Origin of the sequence: Mesorhizobium sp., assembly GCF_004963255.1 — a bacterium.
In the GTDB taxonomy this organism is placed as follows: Bacteria; Pseudomonadota; Alphaproteobacteria; order Rhizobiales; family Rhizobiaceae; genus Mesorhizobium.
The window spans coordinates 13,802-36,334 of the sequence record NZ_SUGA01000019.1; the positions used below are offsets into that span (position 1 = coordinate 13,802).

The 22,533-nt window shown below is 65.8% G+C and carries 22 protein-coding genes; 12 read left to right on the forward strand and 10 right to left on the reverse strand.

What is annotated here, in order from left to right; genetic code table 11:
* The first annotated feature begins 440 nt into the window (after nt 1–440).
* Genes E5X34_RS19495 through E5X34_RS19505 form a run of 3 tightly spaced genes read left to right on the forward strand, consistent with a single transcriptional unit; the run spans nt 441 to nt 4,961 of the window.
* The gene (locus E5X34_RS19495; RefSeq protein ID WP_292567979.1) at nt 441–1,868 is read left to right on the forward strand and encodes a family 16 glycosylhydrolase; all 1,428 of its coding nucleotides are present in this window, start codon (nt 441–443) and stop codon (nt 1,866–1,868) included.
* Between the two features lie 39 nt (nt 1,869–1,907).
* The gene (locus E5X34_RS19500; RefSeq protein WP_292567981.1) at nt 1,908–3,638 is read left to right on the forward strand and encodes a type I secretion system permease/ATPase; all 1,731 of its coding nucleotides are present in this window, start codon (nt 1,908–1,910) and stop codon (nt 3,636–3,638) included.
* Nucleotides 3,639–3,641: 3 nt separating this feature from the next.
* Nucleotides 3,642–4,961, forward strand: a complete 1,320-nt coding sequence (locus E5X34_RS19505; protein ID WP_292567983.1) for an HlyD family type I secretion periplasmic adaptor subunit — start codon at nt 3,642–3,644, stop codon at nt 4,959–4,961.
* Nucleotides 4,962–5,057: 96 nt separating this feature from the next.
* On the opposite strand, the gene E5X34_RS19510 is transcribed toward E5X34_RS19505, so the two are convergent.
* Nucleotides 5,058–5,456 (reverse strand): hypothetical protein, encoded by a 399-nt coding sequence (locus E5X34_RS19510; protein ID WP_292567985.1) that lies wholly within the window; start codon nt 5,454–5,456, stop codon nt 5,058–5,060.
* Nucleotides 5,457–5,632: 176 nt separating this feature from the next.
* On the opposite strand from E5X34_RS19510, the gene E5X34_RS19515 reads away from it, so the two are divergent.
* The 5 genes from E5X34_RS19515 (at nt 5,633) to E5X34_RS19535 (ending at nt 9,739) form a co-directional block, all read left to right on the forward strand.
* A complete protein-coding gene (locus E5X34_RS19515; protein WP_292567987.1) occupies nt 5,633–5,875 on the forward strand; it encodes a DUF1127 domain-containing protein in 243 nt (80 codons plus the stop codon).
* A 244-nt stretch (nt 5,876–6,119) separates the two neighbouring features.
* Nucleotides 6,120–6,698: an OsmC family protein gene (locus E5X34_RS19520; RefSeq protein ID WP_245456530.1), complete on the forward strand. Its 579-nt coding sequence runs from the start codon at nt 6,120–6,122 to the stop codon at nt 6,696–6,698.
* Between the two features lie 60 nt (nt 6,699–6,758).
* Nucleotides 6,759–7,985: an NAD(P)/FAD-dependent oxidoreductase gene (locus E5X34_RS19525; protein ID WP_292567989.1), complete on the forward strand. Its 1,227-nt coding sequence runs from the start codon at nt 6,759–6,761 to the stop codon at nt 7,983–7,985.
* A 12-nt stretch (nt 7,986–7,997) separates the two neighbouring features.
* A complete protein-coding gene (locus E5X34_RS19530; RefSeq protein ID WP_292567991.1) occupies nt 7,998–9,269 on the forward strand; it encodes an NAD(P)/FAD-dependent oxidoreductase in 1,272 nt (423 codons plus the stop codon).
* Nucleotides 9,266–9,739 carry a MaoC family dehydratase gene (locus E5X34_RS19535; protein WP_292567993.1) on the forward strand — a complete coding sequence of 158 codons (474 nt, stop codon included), beginning with the start codon at nt 9,266–9,268 and terminating at the stop codon, nt 9,737–9,739. The genes E5X34_RS19530 and E5X34_RS19535 overlap by 4 nt, the downstream gene beginning before the upstream one ends.
* 16 nt (nt 9,740–9,755) lie before the next feature.
* Here E5X34_RS19535 and E5X34_RS19540 read toward each other — a convergent pair whose 3' ends face one another.
* The 6 genes from E5X34_RS19540 to E5X34_RS19565 all read right to left on the reverse strand — a co-directional run bounded on the left by E5X34_RS19540 (nt 9,756) and on the right by E5X34_RS19565 (nt 15,752).
* Nucleotides 9,756–11,288, reverse strand: coding sequence for an alpha/beta fold hydrolase (locus E5X34_RS19540; protein WP_292567995.1), 1,533 nt, complete (start codon nt 11,286–11,288; stop codon nt 9,756–9,758).
* A gap of 102 nt (nt 11,289–11,390) precedes the next feature.
* Entirely contained in the window at nt 11,391–11,636 is a 246-nt protein-coding gene (locus tag E5X34_RS19545) for a hypothetical protein (protein WP_127249940.1), read from the reverse strand.
* Between the two features lie 87 nt (nt 11,637–11,723).
* Entirely contained in the window at nt 11,724–12,674 is a 951-nt protein-coding gene (locus E5X34_RS19550) for an EamA family transporter (protein WP_292567997.1), read from the reverse strand.
* Between the two features lie 102 nt (nt 12,675–12,776).
* Nucleotides 12,777–13,058 (reverse strand): hypothetical protein, encoded by a 282-nt coding sequence (locus E5X34_RS19555; RefSeq protein WP_292567999.1) that lies wholly within the window; start codon nt 13,056–13,058, stop codon nt 12,777–12,779.
* A 209-nt stretch (nt 13,059–13,267) separates the two neighbouring features.
* Nucleotides 13,268–14,419, reverse strand: coding sequence for an FAD-binding oxidoreductase (locus E5X34_RS19560; protein WP_292568001.1), 1,152 nt, complete (start codon nt 14,417–14,419; stop codon nt 13,268–13,270).
* Between the two features lie 13 nt (nt 14,420–14,432).
* A complete protein-coding gene (locus E5X34_RS19565) occupies nt 14,433–15,752 on the reverse strand; it encodes an aspartate aminotransferase family protein (protein WP_292568003.1) in 1,320 nt (439 codons plus the stop codon).
* Nucleotides 15,753–16,318: 566 nt separating this feature from the next.
* Here E5X34_RS19565 and E5X34_RS19570 point away from each other — a divergent pair.
* On the forward strand, nt 16,319–17,155 hold the full coding sequence (locus E5X34_RS19570; protein WP_292568005.1) for a hypothetical protein: 837 nt from the start codon (nt 16,319–16,321) through the stop codon (nt 17,153–17,155).
* Between the two features lie 57 nt (nt 17,156–17,212).
* Nucleotides 17,213–17,977 (forward strand): hypothetical protein, encoded by a 765-nt coding sequence (locus E5X34_RS19575; RefSeq protein WP_292568007.1) that lies wholly within the window; start codon nt 17,213–17,215, stop codon nt 17,975–17,977.
* A gap of 65 nt (nt 17,978–18,042) precedes the next feature.
* Here E5X34_RS19575 and E5X34_RS19580 read toward each other — a convergent pair whose 3' ends face one another.
* The 3 genes from E5X34_RS19580 to E5X34_RS19590 form a co-directional block, all read right to left on the reverse strand.
* Nucleotides 18,043–19,023, reverse strand: coding sequence for a GlxA family transcriptional regulator (locus E5X34_RS19580; RefSeq protein WP_292568009.1), 981 nt, complete (start codon nt 19,021–19,023; stop codon nt 18,043–18,045).
* 108 nt (nt 19,024–19,131) lie between these two features.
* A complete protein-coding gene (locus E5X34_RS19585; protein WP_292568012.1) occupies nt 19,132–19,479 on the reverse strand; it encodes a VanZ family protein in 348 nt (115 codons plus the stop codon).
* 123 nt (nt 19,480–19,602) lie between these two features.
* Nucleotides 19,603–20,574 (reverse strand): AraC family transcriptional regulator, encoded by a 972-nt coding sequence (locus E5X34_RS19590; protein ID WP_292568175.1) that lies wholly within the window; start codon nt 20,572–20,574, stop codon nt 19,603–19,605.
* A gap of 126 nt (nt 20,575–20,700) precedes the next feature.
* Here E5X34_RS19590 and E5X34_RS19595 point away from each other — a divergent pair, with 126 nt between their 5' ends.
* Entirely contained in the window at nt 20,701–21,732 is a 1,032-nt protein-coding gene (locus tag E5X34_RS19595) for an aldehyde reductase (RefSeq protein WP_292568014.1), read from the forward strand.
* Nucleotides 21,733–21,837: 105 nt separating this feature from the next.
* Nucleotides 21,838–22,365 carry a DUF1629 domain-containing protein gene (locus tag E5X34_RS19600; protein WP_292568016.1) on the forward strand — a complete coding sequence of 176 codons (528 nt, stop codon included), beginning with the start codon at nt 21,838–21,840 and terminating at the stop codon, nt 22,363–22,365.
* The last annotated feature ends 168 nt before the right edge of the window (nt 22,366–22,533 follow it).

Genomic DNA, 22,533 nt, shown 5'->3' on the forward strand with positions numbered 1-22,533 from the left:
GTTGATCGATGCCCCAAGGACGGGCGGCCTCCAGCCGATCCGACAGAGGCTGTCAAATTTTTTGCCCCGCGGCTACCGGGCCGCTTTGTAACGGGGACAGCCCGCAGGTGCTGCGATCGGGATTCTGGCTCGAATGTCCGCCGTCGCGCTTGGCGACTCAGCTGTCGCTCATTGCACGCGGCTGCGCTGGTCAATTGCGATCACGCGCAGCATAATGCCCAATATTTCGGCATGAGCCTCGCAATATTGAGTAAAATTGAGTAATTCTAGGTGTAATTATCGCGCTTAAATTGCATTAGAGGCACCTTATCATAATCATTTCTAATCATTAATCGATGAACGGTAATTTTTTATCTGTACTGTTACGCGATTCCTTGGAACCATAGGCCGGCTTTGCAGGTTGGCCTGAAAATCAGCCACCACCGAGGAAGGAGTGTCCGATGAGCTTCGTCGTCAACGCGATAGGCGTTCCTCTTTATTATAGCGGCGCTTCCAACCATTGGTTTTCGGCGTCCTCGCCCGGGACGTTCAACGGCAGCAGCGGCAACGACTCCATCTGGGCCTCCAGCGGCGTCAACGTCACCATGTATGGCGGCCAAGGCGACGACATCTATTACCTCTATTCGGCGAGCAACAAGGTGGTCGAGTACGCCGGCCAGGGCGTCGACACCATCAACACATGGATGAGCTACACGCTGCCCAACAATGTCGAAAACCTCGTCGTCACCAACGCCCACAACTATGCATTCGGCAATGCGCTGGACAATATCATCACCGCCAAGGGCGGCGGCCAGACCCTGGACGGCGGCGCGGGCAACGATGTGCTGATCGATGGTGGCGGCGGCGGCGCCGACACCTTCATCATCGCCAAGGGCAATGGCAGCGACTCGATCGTCAATTTCGCCGCGAACGACACCGTGCGTCTGGATGGCTACGGCTTCACTTCCTTCGCCGCCATCCACGACAGCATGATCCAGGCGGGCCCCAATGTGGTGCTGAACCTCGGATCGGGCGAGATCCTCGAATTCAAGAACACGACCATCGACAAGTTCCAGCCCAGCCAGTTCGAGCTGCCGATCGACAAGTCCGGCATGACGCTGTCCTTCAGCGACGAGTTCAACACGCTGAATCTTCACACCAGCCAGGGCGGCACCTGGGACACCAACTTCTGGTGGGGCGCGGCGAACGGCAGCACGCTGACCCGCAATGGCGAGTTGCAGTGGTATATCGACGCCAATTACGCCCCGACCAGCTCGGTGCATCCCTTCAGCATCGACAATGGCGTGCTCACCATCACCGCGGCGCAGGCGCCGGCCGACATCAAGCCCCTGATTAACAATTACGAATACACCTCCGGCTTGCTCACCACGCATGACTCGTTCTCGCAGACCTATGGTTATTTCGAAATGCGCGCCGACCTGCCGGAAAACGCCGGCGCCTGGCCGGCCTTCTGGCTGCTGCCGGAAGACGGTTCGTGGCCGCCGGAACTCGACGTGGTGGAGATGTATGGCCAGAAGCCGAATTCGCTGCTGATGACCGCGCATACCCTCGAGACGGGCCAGCACACGACGGTCGGATCCACGGTGAACGTCATGGATACCGCTGGTTACCATACCTACGGCCTGTTGTGGACGCCGGACAAGCTGGTCTGGACCTATGACGGCGTGCAGGTCGCGGAAGCGGCGACGCCGTCGGACATGAACAAGCCGATGTACATGCTGGTCGATCTCGCGGTCGGCGGCCAGGCCGGCGCGCCGCCGGATCATCTCGCCACGCCGGCCCAGATGAAGATCGACTATATCCACGCCTACACGCTGGATGAACTGCAGCAGAGCCATTTGAACGTCACGGCCGAACACACAGCCTAGGCGTCCAGGGCAATGTTGCGAGAGCGCCCTCCGACCAGCTTGCGGCCCGTTTCCCTGCGCGGCGTGTTCCTGCGCGCGGTCAGCGATGTCGGCCTGTTCTCGCTGCTGATCAACCTGCTGCTGCTGGTGGTCCCGCTTTACCTGCTCCAGGTCTATGACCGGGTGCTGCCCTCCTCCAGCGTCGAAACGCTGGTCTATCTGTCGGTCATCGCGGTCGCGGCGCTCGGCTTCCTCGGCTTCCTCGACGCCGTCCGCGCCGTCTACACGCAGCGCATCGCCGCCACCGTCAATGACAGGTTGGGCGCGATGGTTTTCGCCGCTTCGCTCGGCGACCGGAGCGGGCCGTCGCCGCTCGCCGACCTCGCCGCGGTCTGCGCGTTCATCCGCTCGCGCGGCGTCTCGGTGCTGTTCGACCTGCCCTTCGCGCCGGTCTTCCTCGGCCTGCTCTACCTCATCCATCCGGTGCTGTTCTGGGTGACGCTCGGCGGCACCGCGCTGCTGGTCGTGCTGGTCGTGGCCAACCAGCTTGCGATCGGCAGGAACGATGCGCTGTCCGCGGAGCGTTCGGCCTTGGCCAGCCGGGCCGAGCAGGCCTTTGCCCGCAACGCCGGGACGCTGCGCGCCATGGGCATGGTGGAAAACGCCGCGCGCGCATGGGGACGGCATGTGGCAGAGGCGCTCGTGCTGCATGACCGTTCGGCCAGCGCCAACGCCGTCTTCAGCGGCGCTTCCCGGGCGCTGCGCATGATACTGCAGCTGGCAATCCTCGGCGCCGGCGCCTGGCTGGTGCTGAAGGGCGAGATGACGGCCGGCATGATCTTCGCCTCCTCGCTGGTGTCGTCGCGCGCACTGCAGCCGCTCGACCAGCTGATCGGCTCGTGGCGGCAGATCGGCGAGGCCAGGCGCGCGTGGTCGCGGCTGCAGGTCGCGCTTGCGGCGCAGCCGGCACAGCCGAGCAAACTGACCTTGCCCGATCCGGCCGGCGCGATGGCCGCGCAGGATCTTTTCTTCATCGGGCCGAATGCGACGTTCGGCGCCGAGCCCATCCTGAAGCGGCTGAGCTTTGCCATTCAGCCCGGCGAAGCTGTAGCGATCGTCGGCCCGAGCGGCGCCGGCAAATCGACACTGGCGCGGCTGCTTGTCGGGGCGACCCAGCCGAGCGGCGGCTCGGTCCGGATCGACGGCGCCGAACTCAGGACCTGGGACGAGAGCCAGCTTGGCCGGCATATCGGCTATCTGGCGCAGGAGGTGGAGCTTTTCCCCGGCTCGGTCAGCGAGAATATCGCCCGCTTCGAGGCAGGCGCGGACGACGCGGCGATCGTCGAGGCGGCAAAACGGGCCGAGGCGCATGAGCTGATCCTTTCGCTGCGCGACGGCTACCAGACGATGGTCGCCGGGACGCTGTCGGGCGGCGAGCGGCAACGGATCGGGCTGGCGCGCGCCTTCTACGGCAATCCGCGCATCCTGGTGCTGGACGAGCCGAGCACGCATCTCGACGGCGCCGGCGAAACGGCGCTCGAAGCGGTGCTGGCGGCCGCGCGCGCCGCGGGCGTCACCACGATCGTGATCACGCATCGCCCCTCCATAGCCGCGGCCTGCGACCGCGTGATGGTCCTGCGTGGCGGCGTCATCGAGGCGTTCGGACCGAGTGCCGAGGTGCTGCGCCAGTCGACTGTCGACAAGGGCAAAGGCGCGCAGCGGAGCACGGTGGTGACGGGATCGTTCGCTCCGGTCATTCGCGCCTCGCAGACCATCCGCCACGGGTCGTAGACGATGTCCGCGCCAAGCCTCAGCTTCGACGATCGCCCGCGCACCGATTTCCGGCGCACGGCCTTAGCCGGTTACGCGGCAATCGCCTTGCTGGTCGGCGGCTTCGGCTACTGGGCAGCGAGCGCCCCGCTGGCGGGTGCCGTGATCACGCAAGGCACGATCGCGGCGACCGGCGGCAACATCCTGATCCAGCATCGCGAGGGTGGCATCATCAGGCAATTGCTGGTGCACGAGGGCGACCGCGTGCGCGAAGGACAGGAGCTCATCCTGCTCGACCGGACCGCCCCGGAGGCCGAGCTAAACCGGCTGTCCCGCCAGTGGATCGCGCTCAAGGCGAATGCCGCGCGGCTGGAGGCCGAGCGCGACGGGCTCGCCACGCTGGCGCCGATCAGCGAGCCCGCGCCGGCGCCCTTCCAGCAGGAGTTCCAAAACCTGATCCGCGAACAGCAGAAGGAGTTCGACGCGAGGCTTGCGCGCTTCCGCTCGGAGCAGTCGATCCTGGCGCAGCGGGTCGCCATGCATCGCGAGTCGGTCAAGGGCCTGAACGCGCAGAAGGCAGCAATCGAGCAGCAGGACGAGGTGGTGAAGAAGGAGCTCGGCATCAAGACCGACCTTCTCGGCAAGGGCCTCACCAACCGCAGCGAATATTCGCAGCTGCTGCGCTCGGAGGCCGACCTTGTCGGCCAGGCCGGCGCGCTGGAGGCGTACCTTGCCTCCGCCAACACGCAGATCGTGGAGGCCGAGGCGCAGATCGAACGCGCCACGACGCAGCGCGTCGAGGAGGCCCTGACCAAGCTAGACGACGTGCGCACCAATCTCGCCGACATCGAGGAGCAGATGCGCGCCGCGCAAGCCGTGCTGAAGCGCACGACGATCACCGCGCCGGCGGCGGGCATCGTCGTGTCCTCCACCTATAATTCGCAAGGCAGCGTGGTCGCGCCCGGCGAGAAGATCATGGAGCTCCTGCCCACGTCATCGGGCCTGGTGGTGGACGCAAAGCTCAGGCCTAGGGACATCGACCAGGTGCATGTCGGCCAGAAGGCGAAGCTCAGGCTTTCGGCGCTCAACGCCCGGCTCACGCCAGAAGTGCCGGCCACGGTAAGCGAGATCTCCGCCGACCGGCTGATCGACGAAACCACCCACGAGCCCTATTTCCGCGCCAGGCTGAAGATCGCCGATGCCCTGCCGCCCGGCGTGAAGCGAGAACAGCTTTATCCCGGCGCCCCGGTCGATACCTTCATCAGCACCGGCGACCGGACTTTCTTCGAATATCTGGTGCGGCCGATGATGGATTCCTTCGCGCGGGCATTTGCGGAAAGGTAGGGGCGGAGGACAGTTGCCGGCGGCCATTCGCGGTGGGCGGCAGGCTCATGGCCAGGTGCCGGATACGTCCCCGGGCAACGGCGCTAGGCAGACGGCTTACTCCAGAAACATCAGGGCCGTGGCCAGGAATCCCATACCGAAGCAAGACGCCATCGAATAAGCGATCATCCCGGCAGCCACATAGTCGCCCCCGCCTGACGACAGATGGCTGCCGAGCGTGCCGAAAGCCAGGAGCCAGCACGCTACGGCCAACCCGATGATCGCCCCGATGGCGAGGTTCTTGACGACAAAGAGCACCAGTGGAGGCATGAGCGCGGCTCCCAAAGAGCATTTCGCGGCGGCCCACGGCTTTGCGGCCTCATGAGCCGGCTGCTGCCATTCAACGCCAGGACAGGCATCTGGTTGCTTCTCCTGCCTGTTTCGCTCCTGAACCGGTTCGAGCGGCTGTTTGCCTGCTGCATGGGTTTCGGCCAGGGTGCGAGCCGCCAGCCTCATCCAGCTTCGACGCGGACGCGCTCCGTGCCCATTGGCAAAGGATGATTTCAAACCGAGAAATCGCCAGATTCCACGGCAGTTTCGACGCCCGCTCCAACGCTGGCTTCCCCGGTCGTCAGCGACAGTCCTGCCATCGACGACGCGAAATGGTCGCGCCGCAAAGGATGGAGACGACGATGACGAGTTTGGAACATACTGCCTTTAGAACCGCGGGCTACCGCCCGATCGGCTTTGCCGGCCGAGCGCTCAGGCTTTTCTATCATGCGATGAGGATGCGCAGCGACCGCGCCGCCTTGCACGCCATGCCTGACTATCTGCTCAAGGACATGGGCATCACCCGTTCGGGAATCGACTACTACACCTCAACGCGCCGCGCTGCCTCCGGCACCGGCGGGATGGACATCCGCACCATCGGCTAATCGCGGATAGCGATTGCGGCCACGCCGTCGAAAAGCCCCGGGCTCTTCCGAACGCCCGGGGTTTTTGCATTCCGGCGCATAGGCTCAAGCGGTGTGCCAGTCCGTTTCAAACGATACGTCGATGCCAATTTCCACGGTGGGCGTATGAAAAATTCCACGGTCGCATCCACTCTCGTTCAAACGCTCCAACGGCAAGCAGAGGCCGTCACGGCAACCAAGCCGCAAAACAACCTTGGAGATGATGATGCAACCCAACACCAAACCTGCACGGCTTCCTCTCAATGGCGTCGACACGCCGAACCTGATGGCGACGATCAATTTCGTCGCCGGGCAGCCGGAGCTCGCCAAGTTCCAGTTCCGCGCCCACAATGAGTGGATCGAGGGCACGCACAGCAAGACCGTCATGCATGGCTTCTTCGGCGCCGGCAACGAGCAGAAGCACGAGAAGCCGCATTATGCCGACGCCGACCATCCGGCGATTCTGTGCGGCGCCGACAATGCGCCGACCCCGGTCGAGTGGCTTCTGCACGGGCTGGCTGGCTGCCTGATGGCCGGCGTCGCCAACATCGCCGCCGCGCGCGGCATCAAGCTCACCAAGGTGAAGTGCTCGGTGGACGGCGACATCGACCTGCGCGGCATCCTCGGCATCTCCGATGAGGTCCGCAACGGCTTCCAGAACATCCATGTTTCGTTCGAGATCGAAGGCGACGCGCCGGCCGAAAAGCTCCAGCAGCTGGTCGAGCAGTCGCGTGCCCGCTCGGCCGTCTTCGACGTGCTGACCAAGGGCGTGCCGGTCACCGTCGGCATCAAGAGCATCCAGTAAGCCGACAGGCGGTCCGGAACCGATCCGGGCCGCTTCCCTCTCCTCGGACGGAACTGAACCATGAGACGCGCGGACGTGGTCATCATCGGCGCGGGCCAGGCCGGCCTTGCCCTCAGCCACTGCCTCGGCCAGGCCGGCATCGACCACGCCGTGCTGGAGCGCGGCCGCATCGGCGAGCGTTGGCGCTCGCAGAGCTGGCGCTCGCTTCGGCTGCTCACGCCGAACTGGCTGAATGCGCTCCCCGGCTCGCCCTACAAGGGCGGCGATCCCGACGGATTCATGAGCAAAGGGGCTTTCGTGGAATGCCTGGAGCGCTACGCCCGGCAATGGCATGCGCCGGTCGAGACCAATGTCGAGGTACTCGCCGCCAAGCGAACCAGCGACGGCTTCGCCTTGGGCACGAACGCAGGCGACTGGTCGGCACGCGCGGTCGTCGTCGCGACGGGGCATTGCGACCGGCCGGTCATCCCTTTTTCGACTGAGACCCTTCGCGGACCGCTCAGCATCCACGCGTCGCACTATCGCTCGCCCGGCGAGCTGCCGGGCGGCGGCGTGCTGGTCGTCGGCGCCTCGTCCTCCGGCGTGCAGATCGCCGACGAGCTCGCCCGCGCCGGGCGGCGCGTGGTGCTTTCGGTCGGCAAGCATACGCGGCTGCCCAGAACATGGCGCGGCCAGGACATCTTCTTCTGGCTCTGCGCAATGGGCCTGATGGCGCAGCGCCCGGAAGACCTGGCCAATCCGGAAGGCGCCCGGCGCCAGCCATCGCTGCAGCTCGCCGGCCGGCCGGACAGGGCCGATGTCGACCTCGCCACGCTGCAGGCGCTCGGCGTGGAACTCGCCGGGCGGGTACGTGGCGTCAGCGATCGCAAGATCGGCTTCGCCAGCGATCTCGGCCAGCACATCGCGGCAGCCGAAGCGAAGCAGGCACGCCTGCTCGACCAAATCAACCGCTTTGCTGGCACGCCGACACCCTACCGCCCCGAGCCGGTGGCGCTGCCATCGGCCTCGAGCGAGCGGCTGTCGCTGACCGACGGATCGATCCGCACCATCATCTGGGCGACCGGCTATGCGCGCTCGTTCGGCTGGCTGGAGCCGCTGGCGCTCGGCGGCGACGGCGAGCTCGCGCATCAGGGCGGCGTCACCAGCGTGCCCGGCCTCTACGCGCTCGGCTTCCGTTTCCTGCGCAAGCGCGATTCCAACTTCATCGGCGGCGTCGGCGCGGACGCCGAGGCGATCGCCGCCGAAATCTCCCATCATCTCGACCGCAATGGCCGCAAGGCGGCCTGAGGAACCACGACCATGACAAGCAATCCCGTCTCCCTCATGGCCTCCCCCAGGCGAGGCCACTACGACGCCATCATCGTCGGCGCGCGCTGCGCGGGTGCCGCGACCGCGATGCTGCTTGCCCGCGCGGGCCTCAAGGTGCTGGCGATCGACCGCAAGCCCTATGGCTCCGACACGCTGTCGACGCATGCGCTGATGCGGCCAGCGGTGCTGCAATTATGGCGCTGGGGCCTGCTGGAGCCGCTGCTCAACGCCGGCACGCCGCTGATCGAGACGACGACCTTCCACTATGGCGACAACGAGATCACCATCCCCCTCGCCTCCGGTTCGGAGCTTCCCGGCCTGATCGCGCCGCGGCGCACCGTGCTCGACCGCATCCTGGTCGACGCAGCGCGCAAGGCCGGCGCGGAGATCCTGCACGAAGTCGCGGTCGGCGATCTCTTCGCCGACACGCGCGGGCGGGTGCGCGGCATCGAGATCCGAGCCGCCGGCCGATCGTCCCTGCGGGTCAGCGCAGATATCGTGGTCGGCGCCGACGGCGTCGGCTCGCTGGTGGCGAAATGCGTCGACGCCCAGATCTTGCGACGCGGCTCGGTGTCGGCCGCCCATGTCTACGGCTATGCGCCAGTCGAGCCGGGCGCAGGCTATCACTGGTATTTCCGCGACCGGATCGCCGGCTCCTTCATCCCGACCAATGACAGCCTCGCCTGCATTGTCGCCTCGGTGCCGACGGGCCTGTTCGACCAGCGCTTCCGCCTCGGCCACGCGCGTGCCCGCATGGATGTGCTCGAAGCGCTTTCGCCGGCTCTTGCCGCACAGGCGGCCCGCGCGCCAAAGGACACTCGCCTGCAGGCGTTCCGCGGCGTGCCGGGCTATATCCGCCAGCCGCACGGCCCCGGCTGGGCGCTGGTGGGCGACGCCGGCTTCTTCCGCGACCCGATCACCTCGCACGGCATTTCCGATGCGCTGCGCGACGCCGAGGGCCTGGCGCGCGCCATCCTCGACGGCTCGGAGGCGGCGTTCGCGATCTGGCAGCAGCAGCGCGACATGATCGCCAACCAGATCCTGGATACCACCGACGCGATCGCCGGCTTCGAATGGACGCTCGACAATCTCGGCGGGCGGCATCGCCGCTTCAGCGCGGTGCTGAAGGCTGAGGTGCAGGCGCTGGCCGGGCAACCCATGCCCGTCCGCCGCGCCTCGAAGCCCTCGACCTATCGGGCGCCGGCCAACCAGGACAGGCCGCCGGCCGACCTTTCACACAACCGAACAGGAGCAAGACCATGACTTTGCAGTTGATGAAGGACGGGCATCTGATGCAGGACGGCTGGGTCGGCGTCGTCAAGGGCCGGCCAAAGGTGGGCGCTTTCGCCGAGCGCTCGCGGCGCACGCAGCCGCAGGATATCGACGCCTTCGCCGACATGACCGGCGACCGTAACCCGCTGCACTATGACAAGGGGCTGGCCGAGGCCTCGGTGTTCGGCAAGCTCATCGTGCAGGGCGGCGTCACCTCCGGCATCCTGAACGCGGTGGTGGCGGAGGACCTTCCCGGCCCCGGCTCGGTGTTCCTCGAAGTGTCGTGGAAATTCATCAAGGCGGTCGGCGTCGGCGAACAGATCACCGGCCGCGTCGAGGTCAAGGAAGTGCGTGCCGACAAGCCGATCACCAAGCTGGAGACATCGGTGCGCAACGAAGCCGGCGAGCTTTGCCTCACCGGCACCGCGACGGTGTTCACCGTGCCGCTCGCCAAGGGTTGAGGACTTCGCGTATCGCTTACCTGCCCGCCGTCTCGGCGATGAAAGCGCGAACGTGGTCTATGAACTCCTCGAAGGCGGGTTCGCCTTCGAGCAGGATGTGGTTCTGGCTCTCGAGCTCGATGAAACGCGCGCCGGGAATGCCGGCGGCCATGGTGCGCCCGGATTCGACCGGAGCGACGTTGTCGTCGCGCGCGTGCAGCACCAGCGTCGGCACCTTCACCTTTTCCAGCAAATCGCTGACGTCGATCACTGAAAAGGCGCTCTGCAGGCGCCAGGCATCGTCGGGCGAGACAGTACGCAGCATCAGATCGTCCATCCAGGCGAAATGCTCGTGGGTGGCGCCGGGGATGAACATGGAGCAGAAGGCCTGGCGGAACATCGGGTTCGGCTTGCCCCAGCTCTCGCGCATCAGCGTCGCCACGGCCTCGCGCGTCGCGATCTCGCCGGCGTCGCCCCGCGCCCGCCAGCCTTTGACGTAACCGCCATAGAGGATCATGCCCGATACTTTCTCGGGATGACGGATGGCGTAGGCGATCGAGACCGCGCAGCTCTGCGACAGGCCGAGCAATGTGAAGCGGTCGAGCCCAGTCGCCTCGACCACGCGTTCGAGGTCGGACACCATGGTCTCGAACGAGATGTCGACGACCTGCCGCTGCGACAAGCCGTTGCAGCGTTCGTCATATCGCACCAGCCGATTGTGGCGCGACAGTTCACGCATCCAGTGCCGCCAGATCGGGCTGTCCCAATCGAAGGTGAGATGCGACATCCAGTGCGCGGCGCGCAGGATCACCGAGCCGCTGCCGGTGCTGGCATAGGCGAGCCTGGTGCCGTCGAGAGCCCGGCAGAATTGCACGGCCCGGCCGGGATCCTGCGGTAACGCAGCGGGTTTCGACGGCGGCGGCGTGGGGGGAGCAGACTGCGGCGCGCGGCCAGTTGCCTGAGCGGCAGCCGACCGAACCTTCTCCTCCAGCGCCTCGGTCTCGGCGGCGAGGCCGGTGTCGTCCGGCAGGAGGCGGCGCAAGCGCCGGGCGAAGGGCAGCGCCCGTCGCGGCTCACCTGGCAGACGCTCGACCAGCTCGCGCAGGATGCCGAGCTCGACGATCTCCACCTCGCTGGCGATCGCCTGCCGCCAGGACTCGTATTCGAAGCATCGTTCGAGCGAGAGGTCGGCGAGAAAGCCGCCGCGGATCGAGGCCAGGACGGCTTCGAGCTCGTCGGTCGAGTGTGAAGAAAGGTCAGCCTTCACCAGCGGCGCCAGCTGCGCATAGTCCGTCGCGATGTTCAGTACGACGGCGTTGCGGTCGGCGCTCAAAGCGGATTCGTCGGCGGCCAGCACCTGGCTCCAGCGCAAGGCGCCGCGCGGGTCGTCGGGAATGTCCCAGAATATCTCGCATAACCGCTCGCGCTGATGCTGCCTGCCGGTGACGCCGAGGTAAGCAAGCAGCGCCCGCGTCTTGCGCGACGGCGGCAGGTCCAGCGGCTGGCCGTCGCGCGTGACCTGAAAATCGCCAAGCACGCGCAGCTCCAGCCTGTGCTGAGGGCCGTTCATGCGTTCACGCGCCTGTCGATCGCCATGGTCCCCTTCGGCCGAGGCCGCCGCTGCGAAGGGCAGCCAATAGCAAGAATGGCTAATTTAGGAAAGCTTGGCGGTTCAAGGCAGCAGCAGCTTCAATCGTGAGAGCCTGAGGCGCGCCAGGCGCCGCGCCGGGTTGTGAAAGGCTTCCAGGCCGGCCTCGACCAGGAAGGCCAAGGTCATCAACTCGATCAGGAATTCGTCGGCCGCGTCGAAAGTGGCGCGTGAGCCGGCAGCGAGATGCTTGAGCAGAGCGCGAGCTTCCTCGACCGCGTCGGCGCTGCCGGTGTCGATCAACGCTTCGAGCCTGGTGAAGCAGTCCATGTCGATTCTCTCCGCCCCGCCAAGGCGATAGATCGACTTGGCGGCGGAGACATCCACATATGTTAAGCGAGCTGCTTTGGGGCCTGCTCACGCCTTGGAGGGGACCACCCTTGGCTTGATGACCGTTGCCAGCACGACACCGACGACAATGAAGGCGGCGCCGATCAGATCGTAATCATGCAGGCTCTCGCCTAGCAGCAAATAGGCGAGGATGGCGACGAACAATGTCTGCAGATAGAGCAGCATGCTTGCGCGGCTGGCGCCCAGCGTCTCGACGCTTTTGTTGTAGAGATAATACATCAGCGCGCCGCCGGGGCCGGCCAGATAAGCGAGCGCGAGCAGGCCGTTGCCATTCAGGGCGGAGCGCTCGTCGTTGAAGATTTCCCAGAGGTGGAACGGCAGCGCCACCAGCGCACCGGCGCCGAGCAGGAGCACGACCAGCGGCAGAAGCTCGAGGCCGAATTTGGAGCGGCGCAGGAGCACCGTGTAGAGCGCCCAGCAGAAGGCGCTGCCAACGATCCACAATTCGCCGATGTTGAAGCGCAGTTGCACCAGCGCGCCGATATTGCCATGCGCGACGATGACCAGCATGCCGGCAAGTGCCGCAACCGCGCCGAGCGCCTTCCAGAGGCCGAGCGGTTCGCCCAGCACGAGGCGCGCGAGCACCATGGTCATGATCGGCGACATCGCCATGATGATGCCGGCCGTGGTCGCGTCGGTGTCGTTCAGGCCACGGTAGATCATGCCCTGGCAAAACGTCAGGCCGATGGCGCCGACGGCGACGATCTCCAGCGGCCGGGATTTGAGGAGCGCCAGCATCGCGCCGTGATGGCGGTGCACAATCGGCAACAGGATGGCGCAGGCGAGCAAGAGCCGCCAGAAGCACAACCCCCAGGGCGGCATTTCCGGTGCCACCCATTTGGCCGCGATATAGACGCCGGCCGAAAGCAGCCAGCACAAGACGGCGGTGGGATAGCCGCCCAGGGAGGGTATCGCGGCGGGTTGCTCCGCCGGATGCGCTATCGGTATCGCCTGCATCGCATGCCCCCGTTCGACGAACGCCAGCCAGACGTAGGCGGCAGTCTACCTCATCCCGGGCTTGTTCCCTATGGCCGGCGATGGAGGACCACCATCCAAAGATCAGTGCGATGTGTCACCGGCCGGGTGCAACGAATCCCAGGCCGAGCCGACGCGGCCGCTGAACTGCGATGCGAAGCGTTCGGCCTCGGTGCCTTCGAGGCCGTCGTCGACAAGCGCCTCGATGCTTCGGCGCAGCAAAGCGAGTTGCATCTGCCGCGCATGACTCCTGTCGGTTTCGCGCATGATGGCCGTGACGTGATAGGCCACGACCGGCTGGCCAAGACAGGAGAGAAGCGCTCCCGACCCCGCCGTCGCCGCAGTGACTGCTTCCTCTATGTTCATGCCGGCGCTCCTCATCAAAGATGCTGGGCGCCTCCCCGGCAGATGGCGGCGACATGCGCCGCTTCTTTTATAAATCTGGCGTCGCGAGACCATCGCTCGCGGCAAGACTCAGTATCCTCCAGAACACTATTGAAGGCGACCGGATAGTTAATTGATGGTTAACGCGAACGGTCGCATCTTAGACGTTCGGCCTCGTCAAAACACATCGGTCAGTGGCCGGGATTGTTGCGCTCGGCCGATGGCGCGAGGCTCTGCGAACCAGGTACCGAAACCGGCGCGCCCTGAATCACCCAGTCGGCGGCGATCTGGCCGATGACCGGGGCGAGCTGGATGCCGTAGCCGCCGGCGCCGGCGGCGGTGATCAGCGTGGGTTCCGAGGCATCGATCGGCCCAATGAAGGGACGATGGTCGGCCGTCACCGGATAAAGGCCCGCCCAGCCGCGGCCGAGCCGCGCGCCCGGCAGGTCGGGCACGCGTTCCAGAAGCAGCTCGGCCAGATCGACCTTCGACTGCTCCTCGCACTGGTCGTTGTAATCGTCGGGATCTTCCGGCGCGATCGACTTCACCTTGTGGATCTCGGCGATCAGCTCGCCTGGCTTTTCGTGGCGGAAGTTGAGGCCGCTGCCCTCGCCGTTCACCAAGTCCATCACCATCGGCATGGTGTAGCCGAGCGGCTCGTCGAGATGGATAACGACGGCCTCGTGGCGCTCTGGCCAGATGTGCAGGCGCTGGCCGAAAATTGCGGCCACCTGCGGCGCCCAGGCGCCGCCCGCATTGACCACGACATCGCAATCCATCGGGCCATGACTGGTCTCCAGCCTGTAGCCGCCCGGCCGCCGTTCCACGCCGAGCAACTTGCGATACTGGCGGATCTCGCCGCCCTTGGCGCGCACGATGCCGGCCAGGAAATTGCACATTTCGTGCGGATCGAGGAAGCCATTGTCGGGCCCGAACAACCCGCCTTCGAGGCCGTCGGGATTGATGTGCGGCACGAGGTCCCGGAGCTCGTTGGCGCGGACCAAGCGCGACCTCAGACCTGCCTCGCCCTGGATTTCGACCGATCTCGCGAAGAGCGCCATCTGCGCTTGCGTACGGGCCAGCCGCAGATAGCCGATATGGTTGAAGCGAAGCCCCTCGCCCTCCCATTGGCAGAAGCGGCGCAGTGAATGGACGCGCAGCATGATCTCGAACGGATCGGTCAGCTGCGATCCGACGACGCCGACCGAGCGGCCGCTCGACCCCGACGCGATCGACTGCGCTTCGAGCACCGTGACGCGCGCGCCCTGCTCGACGAGATTGAGCGCCGTGCACATGCCAAGCGTGCCGGCGCCGATCACCACGACATGAGGAGAAGCTGTCATCTGTGGCCTGCTCTCAGGATTGCGCGGCGATGTCGCCCAGGGTCTCGTCGATCGCTTGAAGAATGGCGCCGGCATCCGCCTCGGTCATCGGCGTCGACAGGGCGAACAGGCCGTAGCTGGCGGAGAGCACGCCGCGGTCGAGCAGGCCCTTGTGGAAGGCGTCGGACTTCGCGCGCTCGGCCTGGCCCGGATAGACGGACCGGTAATCCGTGACGGGGTGCGACGTGAAATGAACCTTGAACAGCGAGCCCAGGCCGACACATTGGCCGGCAAGACCACGCCTTTCGAAGGAGGCGGCGACGCCTTGGCGCAGGAACGCGCCGAGACGATCGAGATGGGCGAAGCTCTCCTTCGTCAGCGCCCGCATCGAGGCAAGGCCGGCGCGCATCGTCACCGGATTGGCAGTGAAGGTGCCGCCATGCGGAAGCGCCGGCTTGCCGGAGGTTGGATCGAACACCGCCATGATATCGGCGCGTCCGCCCACGGCGCCGACCGGAAAACCGCCGCCGATGATTTTTCCAAGCGCCGTCAGGTCGGGCTCGATACCCCACAAGCCTTGCGCGCCGGACCATCCCAGGCGAAACGAGATGACCTCGTCGAAGATGACCAGCGCGCCCGCCGCATGGGCGATCTCGACCATGGCCTGAAGGTAATCCCGGCGCGCCGGGATTAGCCCGGCGCGGTTGGGCATCGGATCGATCAGCACGGCCGCGATGCTGTCGCCCTCGGCGGCGAAGACGGCGCGCAACGCCTCGGCGTCGTTGAAGGGCACGGCGATCACGTCCTCCAGCACGCCGCGCGGCGTGCCCCTGGCATAGGGCGTCGACCTCGGCAGGTCGCCCCAATTGGCCGGCGAGGAATCCAGGCTCACTTCGGCGAAATCGTAGGAGCCATGATAGGCGCCCTCGATCTTGACGATCTTCGGCCGCAAGGTGAAGGCGCGCGCGGCCTTGATCGCCATCATCACGCCCTCCGTGCCGGAATTGGTGAAGCGGACCTGATCGGCCGAGGGCAGCCGCTCGACCAGGAGCTCGGCGAGCTCGATCTCGCTCAGCGTCGGGGCGCCGAAGGCGGTGCCCAGCGGCAGCTGCCCGGCCACGGCCGCGGTGACGTCGGGATGGGCATAGCCATGGATCATCGCGGTGAAATTGTTGATGCAGTCGTAATAGGCATTGCCGTCGACATCCCAGACTCTGCAGCCCTCCCCGCGTTCGGCATAGATCGGGAACGGATCGACAAAGACCGTGGTCCGCGTGTTGCCGCCTGGCATCACCTTCCTGGCGCGCTCGAACAGGGCTTTCGATCCGGGCATGGCGTCGGGATAATGCGGCATGGCTCTCCGAGGCGACTTAGATGGTTGAACAGCGGCGCAATGGCCGCGCTTCACGAAGCTACGGTTCGTTTGCGCGCCGGCGCAATCGGCCAGGCCGGGCATGCGACCCGACCAGCGCATGAATGCGAAGCATGATCTCGCTTTGAGCGTCCGACGCTGGTCAACGGCTGTCGACAAGTTCCACATCGGAACGGCCACGCTCGACATCTAGTCCATTTGGATGATGCTACGTACGTCGGAAGACGTATCTGGTATAGAAGGGCGAAACAATTCTAAACAAGGCAATTTTTTCACGATTGTTTATTCACTTCAACTTGAGGCAAACTGTTACAAGGAAAAATCTTAATCCACGCACGCGCAGTCGCTATGGCGTGTTTCTTAAGCACCGCGAGGAGTGCCTAGCAAACAGAGGACCCTGGCCAGTGACACTCACACATGGATCTTACGAGGAGTTCGACACGCGCCCGGCATGGGTTCGCTTCAGCATGCGCCACTGGAGGTGGAGCGCCGTTCCGGTATGCATCCTCCTCCTGGCGGCGATATCTCCCGCAGACAATGGCGCCGAAATGCAGCAGCAGATCGTTGCGGCGCGGAGTGAACTGGCGTCGACAAAGGCCCAGTTGGACCTAAGCCAGCACGCCGAGCGTACGGCGAGCACGCAGGCAAAGGTGTTGGCCGGCACTTCCGCGGAGCAAGCAAAAGCCTTGAATGAGGCGAACCAGAGCAACGAAGCCCTCAAACTCGATCTGGAGGCGGCGCAGCGCGTCATCGAAGGCCTGAAAGCACAAGCCATTTCCTCGAACGAAGCGCGCAACGCCATGGGAGCGTCCCTGGCCGAGGCGAACCAATCGCTCGCCGATGAGCGGCACAAGGTGGAGCAATCCGAGCAAGAACTCGCCATGGTCCGCCAGGCCGCCGATGCTGAAAAGAAACGCGCAGATTTGGCCGTGGCCGACCGGGCCACCGACCTCCAGCTGGCGGTCGCTGCCGCAAAGCATGCCAACGAAGCATTGGACCTGGAACGTGCCCGCGCGGTTTCGGCCGCAAGCGATCTCGACGGTGCCCGTCGGGAACGAGACGCGGCAAAGCAGGCATCCGCCGACTTGAGCGCAGCATTGGAGCAAGCGCGTCAAAAACTGATCGATATGTCCGTTGCCCTTACCGCTGCGCGAAAGGCGATCGACCTGGTCAACGCGCAAGGTGCGCGTCGCACAGCACAAATAGAGCGCGCACCCAGCACGCGTTCCACCGCAGTTTCCCTTACCGGCCAGGATGGCAAACTTGTCGGTCAAACAGGCTTGCAGGGCAAAAGCAAAGCGAAGATGGCAGGATCACCGAAACGGGATCTGGCGGCGACGACGATCAGGCTCCCCGACGCCTTGCTGCCGCTCCCACCTCAATGACCATCGCCAGGAACACAATTGGGTTAACACGAACGCATGCCGCAGGAGGGTCCCGAAATGGGCAAATACGTGGCAGTCGCCATGATGATCGCAGTCGCTTCCGGGCCGGCGGCGGCCCTTGATATCGGTGGTGGCGGCAAGATCGGCGGCGTTGGCGTTGGCGCTGGAGTGAGCGCCGGATCGCAAGGTGTTTCCGCAGGGGTGGGGGCAAGTGTCGGCGGTTCGGTCGGCGCAAGTGTTGGCGCGTCAGCGGGCACAGGAGGCGCAAGCGTTGGTGCTTCAGTGAGCGCAGGCGGGACGAGTGTCGGCGCGTCCGCGAACGCTGACACAGGGTCGGTCGGCGCGGGCGTTTCGGTGGGCAATGCTCCAGGCAGCGCAAGTGCAGGCGTTTCGACAGGGACCAGCACCTCAGGCACCACGGACGCCGCGCCCCCCGACGACCCCACCGCTTTCTCTGCGACAAGCGGAAAAACCGCGATCAACCTGCCATCCGTCCTCAGGCCTTCCAGCACAGGTGGCGGTGAGTTTGGGCGGTTTACGGGGGGCTATCCCTTTGCGCCCCTGGTATCACTGAAAGCGACGCCGGGCACGCCGCCCAAAGTAGTGAGCGCGTGCCGCTTGGCGATCGCGTCGGCCGCGACGCCGCTTGGGGCCGTGCGCGTATACGCGGTCAGCGCCGGTCCGATGCGCCAACGCAAAGCCGGTCTGGCGGCGCCGATCGAGGTGCGGATAAATTATGCGCTCCGAGGTGGCATCCAGGTGCGGCAAGCGAAAGTCCTCTGTCGCCTCGATGCGGCGGGAAAGGTGATCGCGGTAACGTAGTAACCGGCCGTTGGCCTGGACAACGGCAGAGTTGACCGCCCTGCCGATGTCGCGCACAGGGACCGCTACTTGGCGACGTCATTCGCCGCCGCACGGTTCGGGTGCCTCAGATGGGTCGGCGTGATGCCGGTCTGCTGGCGGAAGACGCGGCTGAAATGGCCGGCATTGGGGAAGCCGCAGCGATAGGCGATCTCGCCGATGGCGAGGTCGCTGCCTTCCAGCAGCGATTTGGCGTAGTGCACCCGCAGCGCCAGATAGGCGGCCATCGGGCCGATGCCGAGCTCGGCGCCGAACAGGCGCTCGAGCTGGCGACGCGAGCAGTTCATCCTGGCGGCGATCTCGGCGACCGAGAGCGTCTCCTGCAAATTGCTTTCCATCAAAAGCAGCGCCCGCTTCACCGCGCGGCTGGCGGCCGCGGGGAAGAGATCGCCGACCGGCTGCACGTCGCGGCTGGAGCGGATACGGTCGAGCACCAGGATCTTGGCCGCCTTCTCCGCCGCCTTCTGGCCGATGAATTGCGAGACGAAATAGCCGGCGAGGTCGGCCGCACCGGTGCCGCCGGCGCAGGTGGCGCGGCCCCTGTCGACGGAATAAAGGCTGTCGGCATGCGCGCTCACATCGGGGAACTCGGCGCGGAAATCCTTGATGTGGAACCAGCTGACGGCGGCGCTGTAGCCGTCGAGCAAGCCGTAGCGCGCCAAAACGAAGCTGCCGGTGCAGAGCGCGGTGATCGGCACGCCCTTTTCGGCAGCGCGCATCAGGAACGCCTCCTTTTCCGAACTCAGCCCGCGGCTGGTGTCGAGCAGGCCGCCGACCACCACGACATTGTCGAAATCCTCCGGATTGCCGATCGCCTTCGTCGGCAGCAATTCGACGCCGCAGCTGGCGCGGATCGGCAGGCCGCGCTCGCCGACGATCTCCCAGTCGAACTCGACCCGGCGGCTGCGGTCGCCCTCGTCGCCGGCGAGCCTCAGCGTGTCGATGAACAGCGACAGCGGCGAGAGCGTGAAATCGCGCACCAGGAGAAATGCGAACTTCTTGGCCATCTGCTTCCGGGATCGTCCATCGTTCGGCCGCAGCTTATGCGGAAATCCTCGCGGCGAGCCCTCTGAATACGACGCGCATGAGGTCGCAACACCTGTCCTGAAGTTGCTCTAGCGTCGCTCGGCGGCGCGGCTTACCCACGTGATGACGAAGCGCCCCAGGATGATCCCTACGACGCCCGCCGCCGCCTTGAGCAGGCCATCGACAAAACGCGCGTGCCGGCCAGGGTCGAACAGCTGCAGGAACTCGAGAACGCCGGCCACCGCGCAAACGAACAGCACGGTCTGCGTCACGCGAGATGGGAAGCCGAGCGCCAGGGCCAGACCCAGCAGGACGTAGGCCAAAGCGCGCTCGATGTTGGCGTCGCCCAGATGCGGCCGCAGCTGGATCGGCGACAGCGTCGCGAAGGTGATGAGAGCCAGGAGGGCGAGCGCGGCGAGACGGGAAATGGAGGTCATGCCCGCTCTTACAGGCCGCTGGCCGCGATAACAATATTTGCCGGCGCCAGCCGTGGCTTGGTCCGCCCGCGCCGACGGCGCCCGTGCCTACCCGGCCATGGAATAGATCTGGAACAAACGCCGTCAGGCCGACACGGTATCGGCGCCCCTGCCCGGCAATGGCTGGCTGAAGTCTTTCCCGCCGTTCAGCGATGCCCGATACGCCATCGGCGACTTGCCGTTGAGGCGTTTGAAGGCGTTGCTGAAGGCGCTTTCGGAGGTGTAGCCGAGCGTGCGGGCGACGACGGCCACGGGCGTCCGCTCCTCGCGCAAGGCGCGCTCGGCAAGGCGCATGCGCCATTCGGTCAGATAGGTCAGCGGCGCGATGCCGGCGACCGTCCTGAAATGGACGGCGAATGAGGTGCGCGACATGGCGCAGGCTTTCGCCAGTTCCTCCAGATGCCAGGCGCGCGCCGGGTCGCCATGCATCAGGCGCAGCGCCGGCGCGATGCGCGGCTCGGCCAGCGCCTTGAGCCAGCCGGCGGGCATCAGGCTCGCCCTGTCGAGATGCGAGCGCAGGATCTCGATGAAGAGCAGTTGCGTCAGCTGCGCCGAGGCGAGCTCAGCGCCCGGCTGGCCGGCGTCCCTCTCCTCGATCAGCCGGTCGAGCAGCCAGCGGAAGATGGCCGCCTGGGGTGACGCCGCCCGCGTGTGGATCCATGGCGGCAATAGATCCGCCAGCAGCCCACCGCGCGCCGGATCGAGCAGGACATGGCCGCCGATATGGGCGAATTCCGAGCCGTCGCCCAGCGTCACCAGCGTGCGGCCGGCGCCGGTGAACAGGCTCATCGCGTCGACCGGTGGAACGCTTGGGTCGCTGGCGAGCACGAAGCTCCGCCGCGCCGCCAGCAGCCCGACATCGCCGGTTTCGAAGCGGAAGGGTTCTGGCTCGCCTTCGAGGGTGACCCAGCAGCTGCCCTTTGCCACGGCGAAGAACTTGATCTTGTCTCGTCCGGGGAAGCTGATCGCCCACGGGCCGCCGGCGGTGAAGCCGCCGGTGACGACCGCCTCGGCATTGGTGAGCGTGAGAACATCGGAGAAGGGATCGACGGCCATTTCGGTACTCTCGCGCAGGAAATGCGGATTTTCAAGCATTCACAGTTCAATAGCGCCGTCCTACCTACCGCCCATCCGACCCCCGCCATAGAGCGCGGCGCTCCATTCCAGACCCAGAGGCATCAAATGACCGACAAACTCGTCCTGGTGACCGGCGGCACCGGCTTCATCGCGCAATATTGCATGCTGGCCCTGCTGAACGCGGGCTACGGCGTGCGCACGACCATCCGCTCGCCAGGGCGGGAAGCGGAGGTGCGCGCGCATCTCGAGGTCGGCGGCGTCGATGCGGGCGACCGCCTCTCCTTCGTCCTCGCCGATCTCACCGACGACCGCGGATGGGCGGAAGCGGTGGCCGGATGCGACTATGTGATGCATGGCGCCTCGCCGACGCCTTCCGGCGACCAGACCCGCGAGGAGGATTGGATCGGGCCCGCCGTCAACGGCAATTTTCGGGTGCTCAGGGCCGCGCGCGACGCCGGCGTCAAGCGCGTGGTGCTGACATCGGCCTTCGGGGCGATCGGCGTCGGCCACAAGCCGGATCACCGGCGGCCCTTCGACGAAACCGACTGGAGCGACCTCAACGGCAATGTCGCGCCCTACCAGAAGTCGAAGACGCTTTCCGAGCGTGCCGCCTGGGATTTCGTGGCGCGCGAAGGCAATGGCTTGGAACTGGCGGCGGTCAATCCGGTCGCCGTCTATGGGCCGGTGCTGGGCGCCGACTATTCGCATTCGATCAGGCTGATCGCCAACATGCTGGAGGGGCAGCCGGGATGCCTCAATGTCAGTTCCTGCTGCGTCGACGTGCGCGACGTGGCGGACCTGCATCTGCGCGCCATGACCGATGCGGCCGCCAAGGGCGAACGCTTCCTGGCGACCGTCGGCGAGAGCATGGGGATGGTCGAGATCGCCGAGCTGCTGCGGCAGCGGCTGGGCAAGGCCGCCGAGAAGGTTTCGACGCAGGTGTGGCCCGACGAGCAGGTGCGCATCGCCGCCGAAACCAACGCGCAGCTCAAGGGCGTGGTGCCGCTGCTCCATTACGACATGAGCGCCACGGGCAGGAAGGCCGAGCGCCTGCTGGGCTGGACGCCCCGCTCACGCGAGGAGGCGATCATATCCTGCGCCGAGAGCCTGATCCGGCTTGGCCTGCTGCGCGGCTGAGCTTCCTTGAACGGCGCGCGGGGCCGGTGCATGTTGCCCCCGCGCGCTTTCGGCGAACCGCCTGGAGCCGCGATCCTCGGACGAAACCAGCGGAGCGATCGGGCGATGACGACCATCCATCAATTCGCCGTGTCGGAGGGGCAGGAATGGGTGCTGCCGGCCGATGACGACGCCTACGAGGAATTCTTCGGCCTCGACGGACGATCGCTCGAGGGCTGGAAGCCGCCGGTGATGCGGCGCGTCGAGGAAGGCGAGCGGCTCTATTCCGACTTCCCCTGGCTCGGCGAGCATGCGCCGCTGTTGCGCCGGCCGGCTGTCGAGGCGCTGGCGGCGGCGTTGCGGCCTTATGGCGAGCTTGTCGCGCTGCGCGGCGAGGAGGTCTGGCTGCTCAACGTCACCCATGTGATCGACGCGCTGGACGAGGCGCGCTCGCAGATCGTGCGCTTCGACGGCGGCGACATCCTTGCGATCGAGCGCTACGCCTTCGACGGGAGGAAGATCGAGACAGCGGAAGTGTTCAGGCTGCCGATGCGGGCTTCCCCGGTCTTCGTCAATGACGTGTTCGTCGAGCGGGTGCGCAAGGCCGGATTGCGCAATGTCTCGTTCGAGCCGGTGTGGACATCGGACGAATAACAGTTTTGCGGTTTGCGGCAGAGACGGGGCGAAGGAAGAGGCCGCGACGCCCTGGCCCGGCCTCTGGGCGCATCTGGAGCATGGCTCTGGCCCAACCCGCACATGCATGAACGGGATGGCCATTATAACCAGACGCTTTATAACGGTCGCTGACAAAGCGATCACCAA

Excerpts from the sequence above, each read along its gene's own strand:
- E5X34_RS19590 (WP_292568175.1), bottom strand. The coding sequence starts at position 20,574 with ATGGCCGTCGATCCCTTCTCCGATGTTCTCACGCTCACCAATGCCGAG.
- E5X34_RS19525 (WP_292567989.1), top strand. The coding sequence starts at position 6,759 with ATGAGACGCGCGGACGTGGTCATCATCGGCGCGGGCCAGGCCGGCCTT.
- E5X34_RS19510 (WP_292567985.1), bottom strand. The coding sequence starts at position 5,456 with ATGAGGCTGGCGGCTCGCACCCTGGCCGAAACCCATGCAGCAGGCAAA.
- E5X34_RS19530 (WP_292567991.1), top strand. The coding sequence starts at position 7,998 with ATGACAAGCAATCCCGTCTCCCTCATGGCCTCCCCCAGGCGAGGCCAC.
- E5X34_RS19535 (WP_292567993.1), top strand. The coding sequence starts at position 9,266 with ATGACTTTGCAGTTGATGAAGGACGGGCATCTGATGCAGGACGGCTGG.
- E5X34_RS19575 (WP_292568007.1), top strand. The coding sequence starts at position 17,213 with ATGGGCAAATACGTGGCAGTCGCCATGATGATCGCAGTCGCTTCCGGG.
- E5X34_RS19515 (WP_292567987.1), top strand. The coding sequence starts at position 5,633 with ATGACGAGTTTGGAACATACTGCCTTTAGAACCGCGGGCTACCGCCCG.
- E5X34_RS19520 (WP_245456530.1), top strand. The coding sequence starts at position 6,120 with ATGCAACCCAACACCAAACCTGCACGGCTTCCTCTCAATGGCGTCGAC.
- E5X34_RS19565 (WP_292568003.1), bottom strand. The coding sequence starts at position 15,752 with ATGCCGCATTATCCCGACGCCATGCCCGGATCGAAAGCCCTGTTCGAG.
- E5X34_RS19555 (WP_292567999.1), bottom strand. The coding sequence starts at position 13,058 with ATGAACATAGAGGAAGCAGTCACTGCGGCGACGGCGGGGTCGGGAGCG.
- E5X34_RS19495 (WP_292567979.1), top strand. The coding sequence starts at position 441 with ATGAGCTTCGTCGTCAACGCGATAGGCGTTCCTCTTTATTATAGCGGC.
- E5X34_RS19585 (WP_292568012.1), bottom strand. The coding sequence starts at position 19,479 with ATGACCTCCATTTCCCGTCTCGCCGCGCTCGCCCTCCTGGCTCTCATC.
- E5X34_RS19545 (WP_127249940.1), bottom strand. The coding sequence starts at position 11,636 with ATGGACTGCTTCACCAGGCTCGAAGCGTTGATCGACACCGGCAGCGCC.
- E5X34_RS19540 (WP_292567995.1), bottom strand. The coding sequence starts at position 11,288 with ATGAACGGCCCTCAGCACAGGCTGGAGCTGCGCGTGCTTGGCGATTTT.
- E5X34_RS19580 (WP_292568009.1), bottom strand. The coding sequence starts at position 19,023 with ATGGCCAAGAAGTTCGCATTTCTCCTGGTGCGCGATTTCACGCTCTCG.
- E5X34_RS19550 (WP_292567997.1), bottom strand. The coding sequence starts at position 12,674 with ATGCAGGCGATACCGATAGCGCATCCGGCGGAGCAACCCGCCGCGATA.
- E5X34_RS19560 (WP_292568001.1), bottom strand. The coding sequence starts at position 14,419 with ATGACAGCTTCTCCTCATGTCGTGGTGATCGGCGCCGGCACGCTTGGC.
- E5X34_RS19595 (WP_292568014.1), top strand. The coding sequence starts at position 20,701 with ATGACCGACAAACTCGTCCTGGTGACCGGCGGCACCGGCTTCATCGCG.
- E5X34_RS19600 (WP_292568016.1), top strand. The coding sequence starts at position 21,838 with ATGACGACCATCCATCAATTCGCCGTGTCGGAGGGGCAGGAATGGGTG.
- E5X34_RS19505 (WP_292567983.1), top strand. The coding sequence starts at position 3,642 with ATGTCCGCGCCAAGCCTCAGCTTCGACGATCGCCCGCGCACCGATTTC.
- E5X34_RS19570 (WP_292568005.1), top strand. The coding sequence starts at position 16,319 with ATGCAGCAGCAGATCGTTGCGGCGCGGAGTGAACTGGCGTCGACAAAG.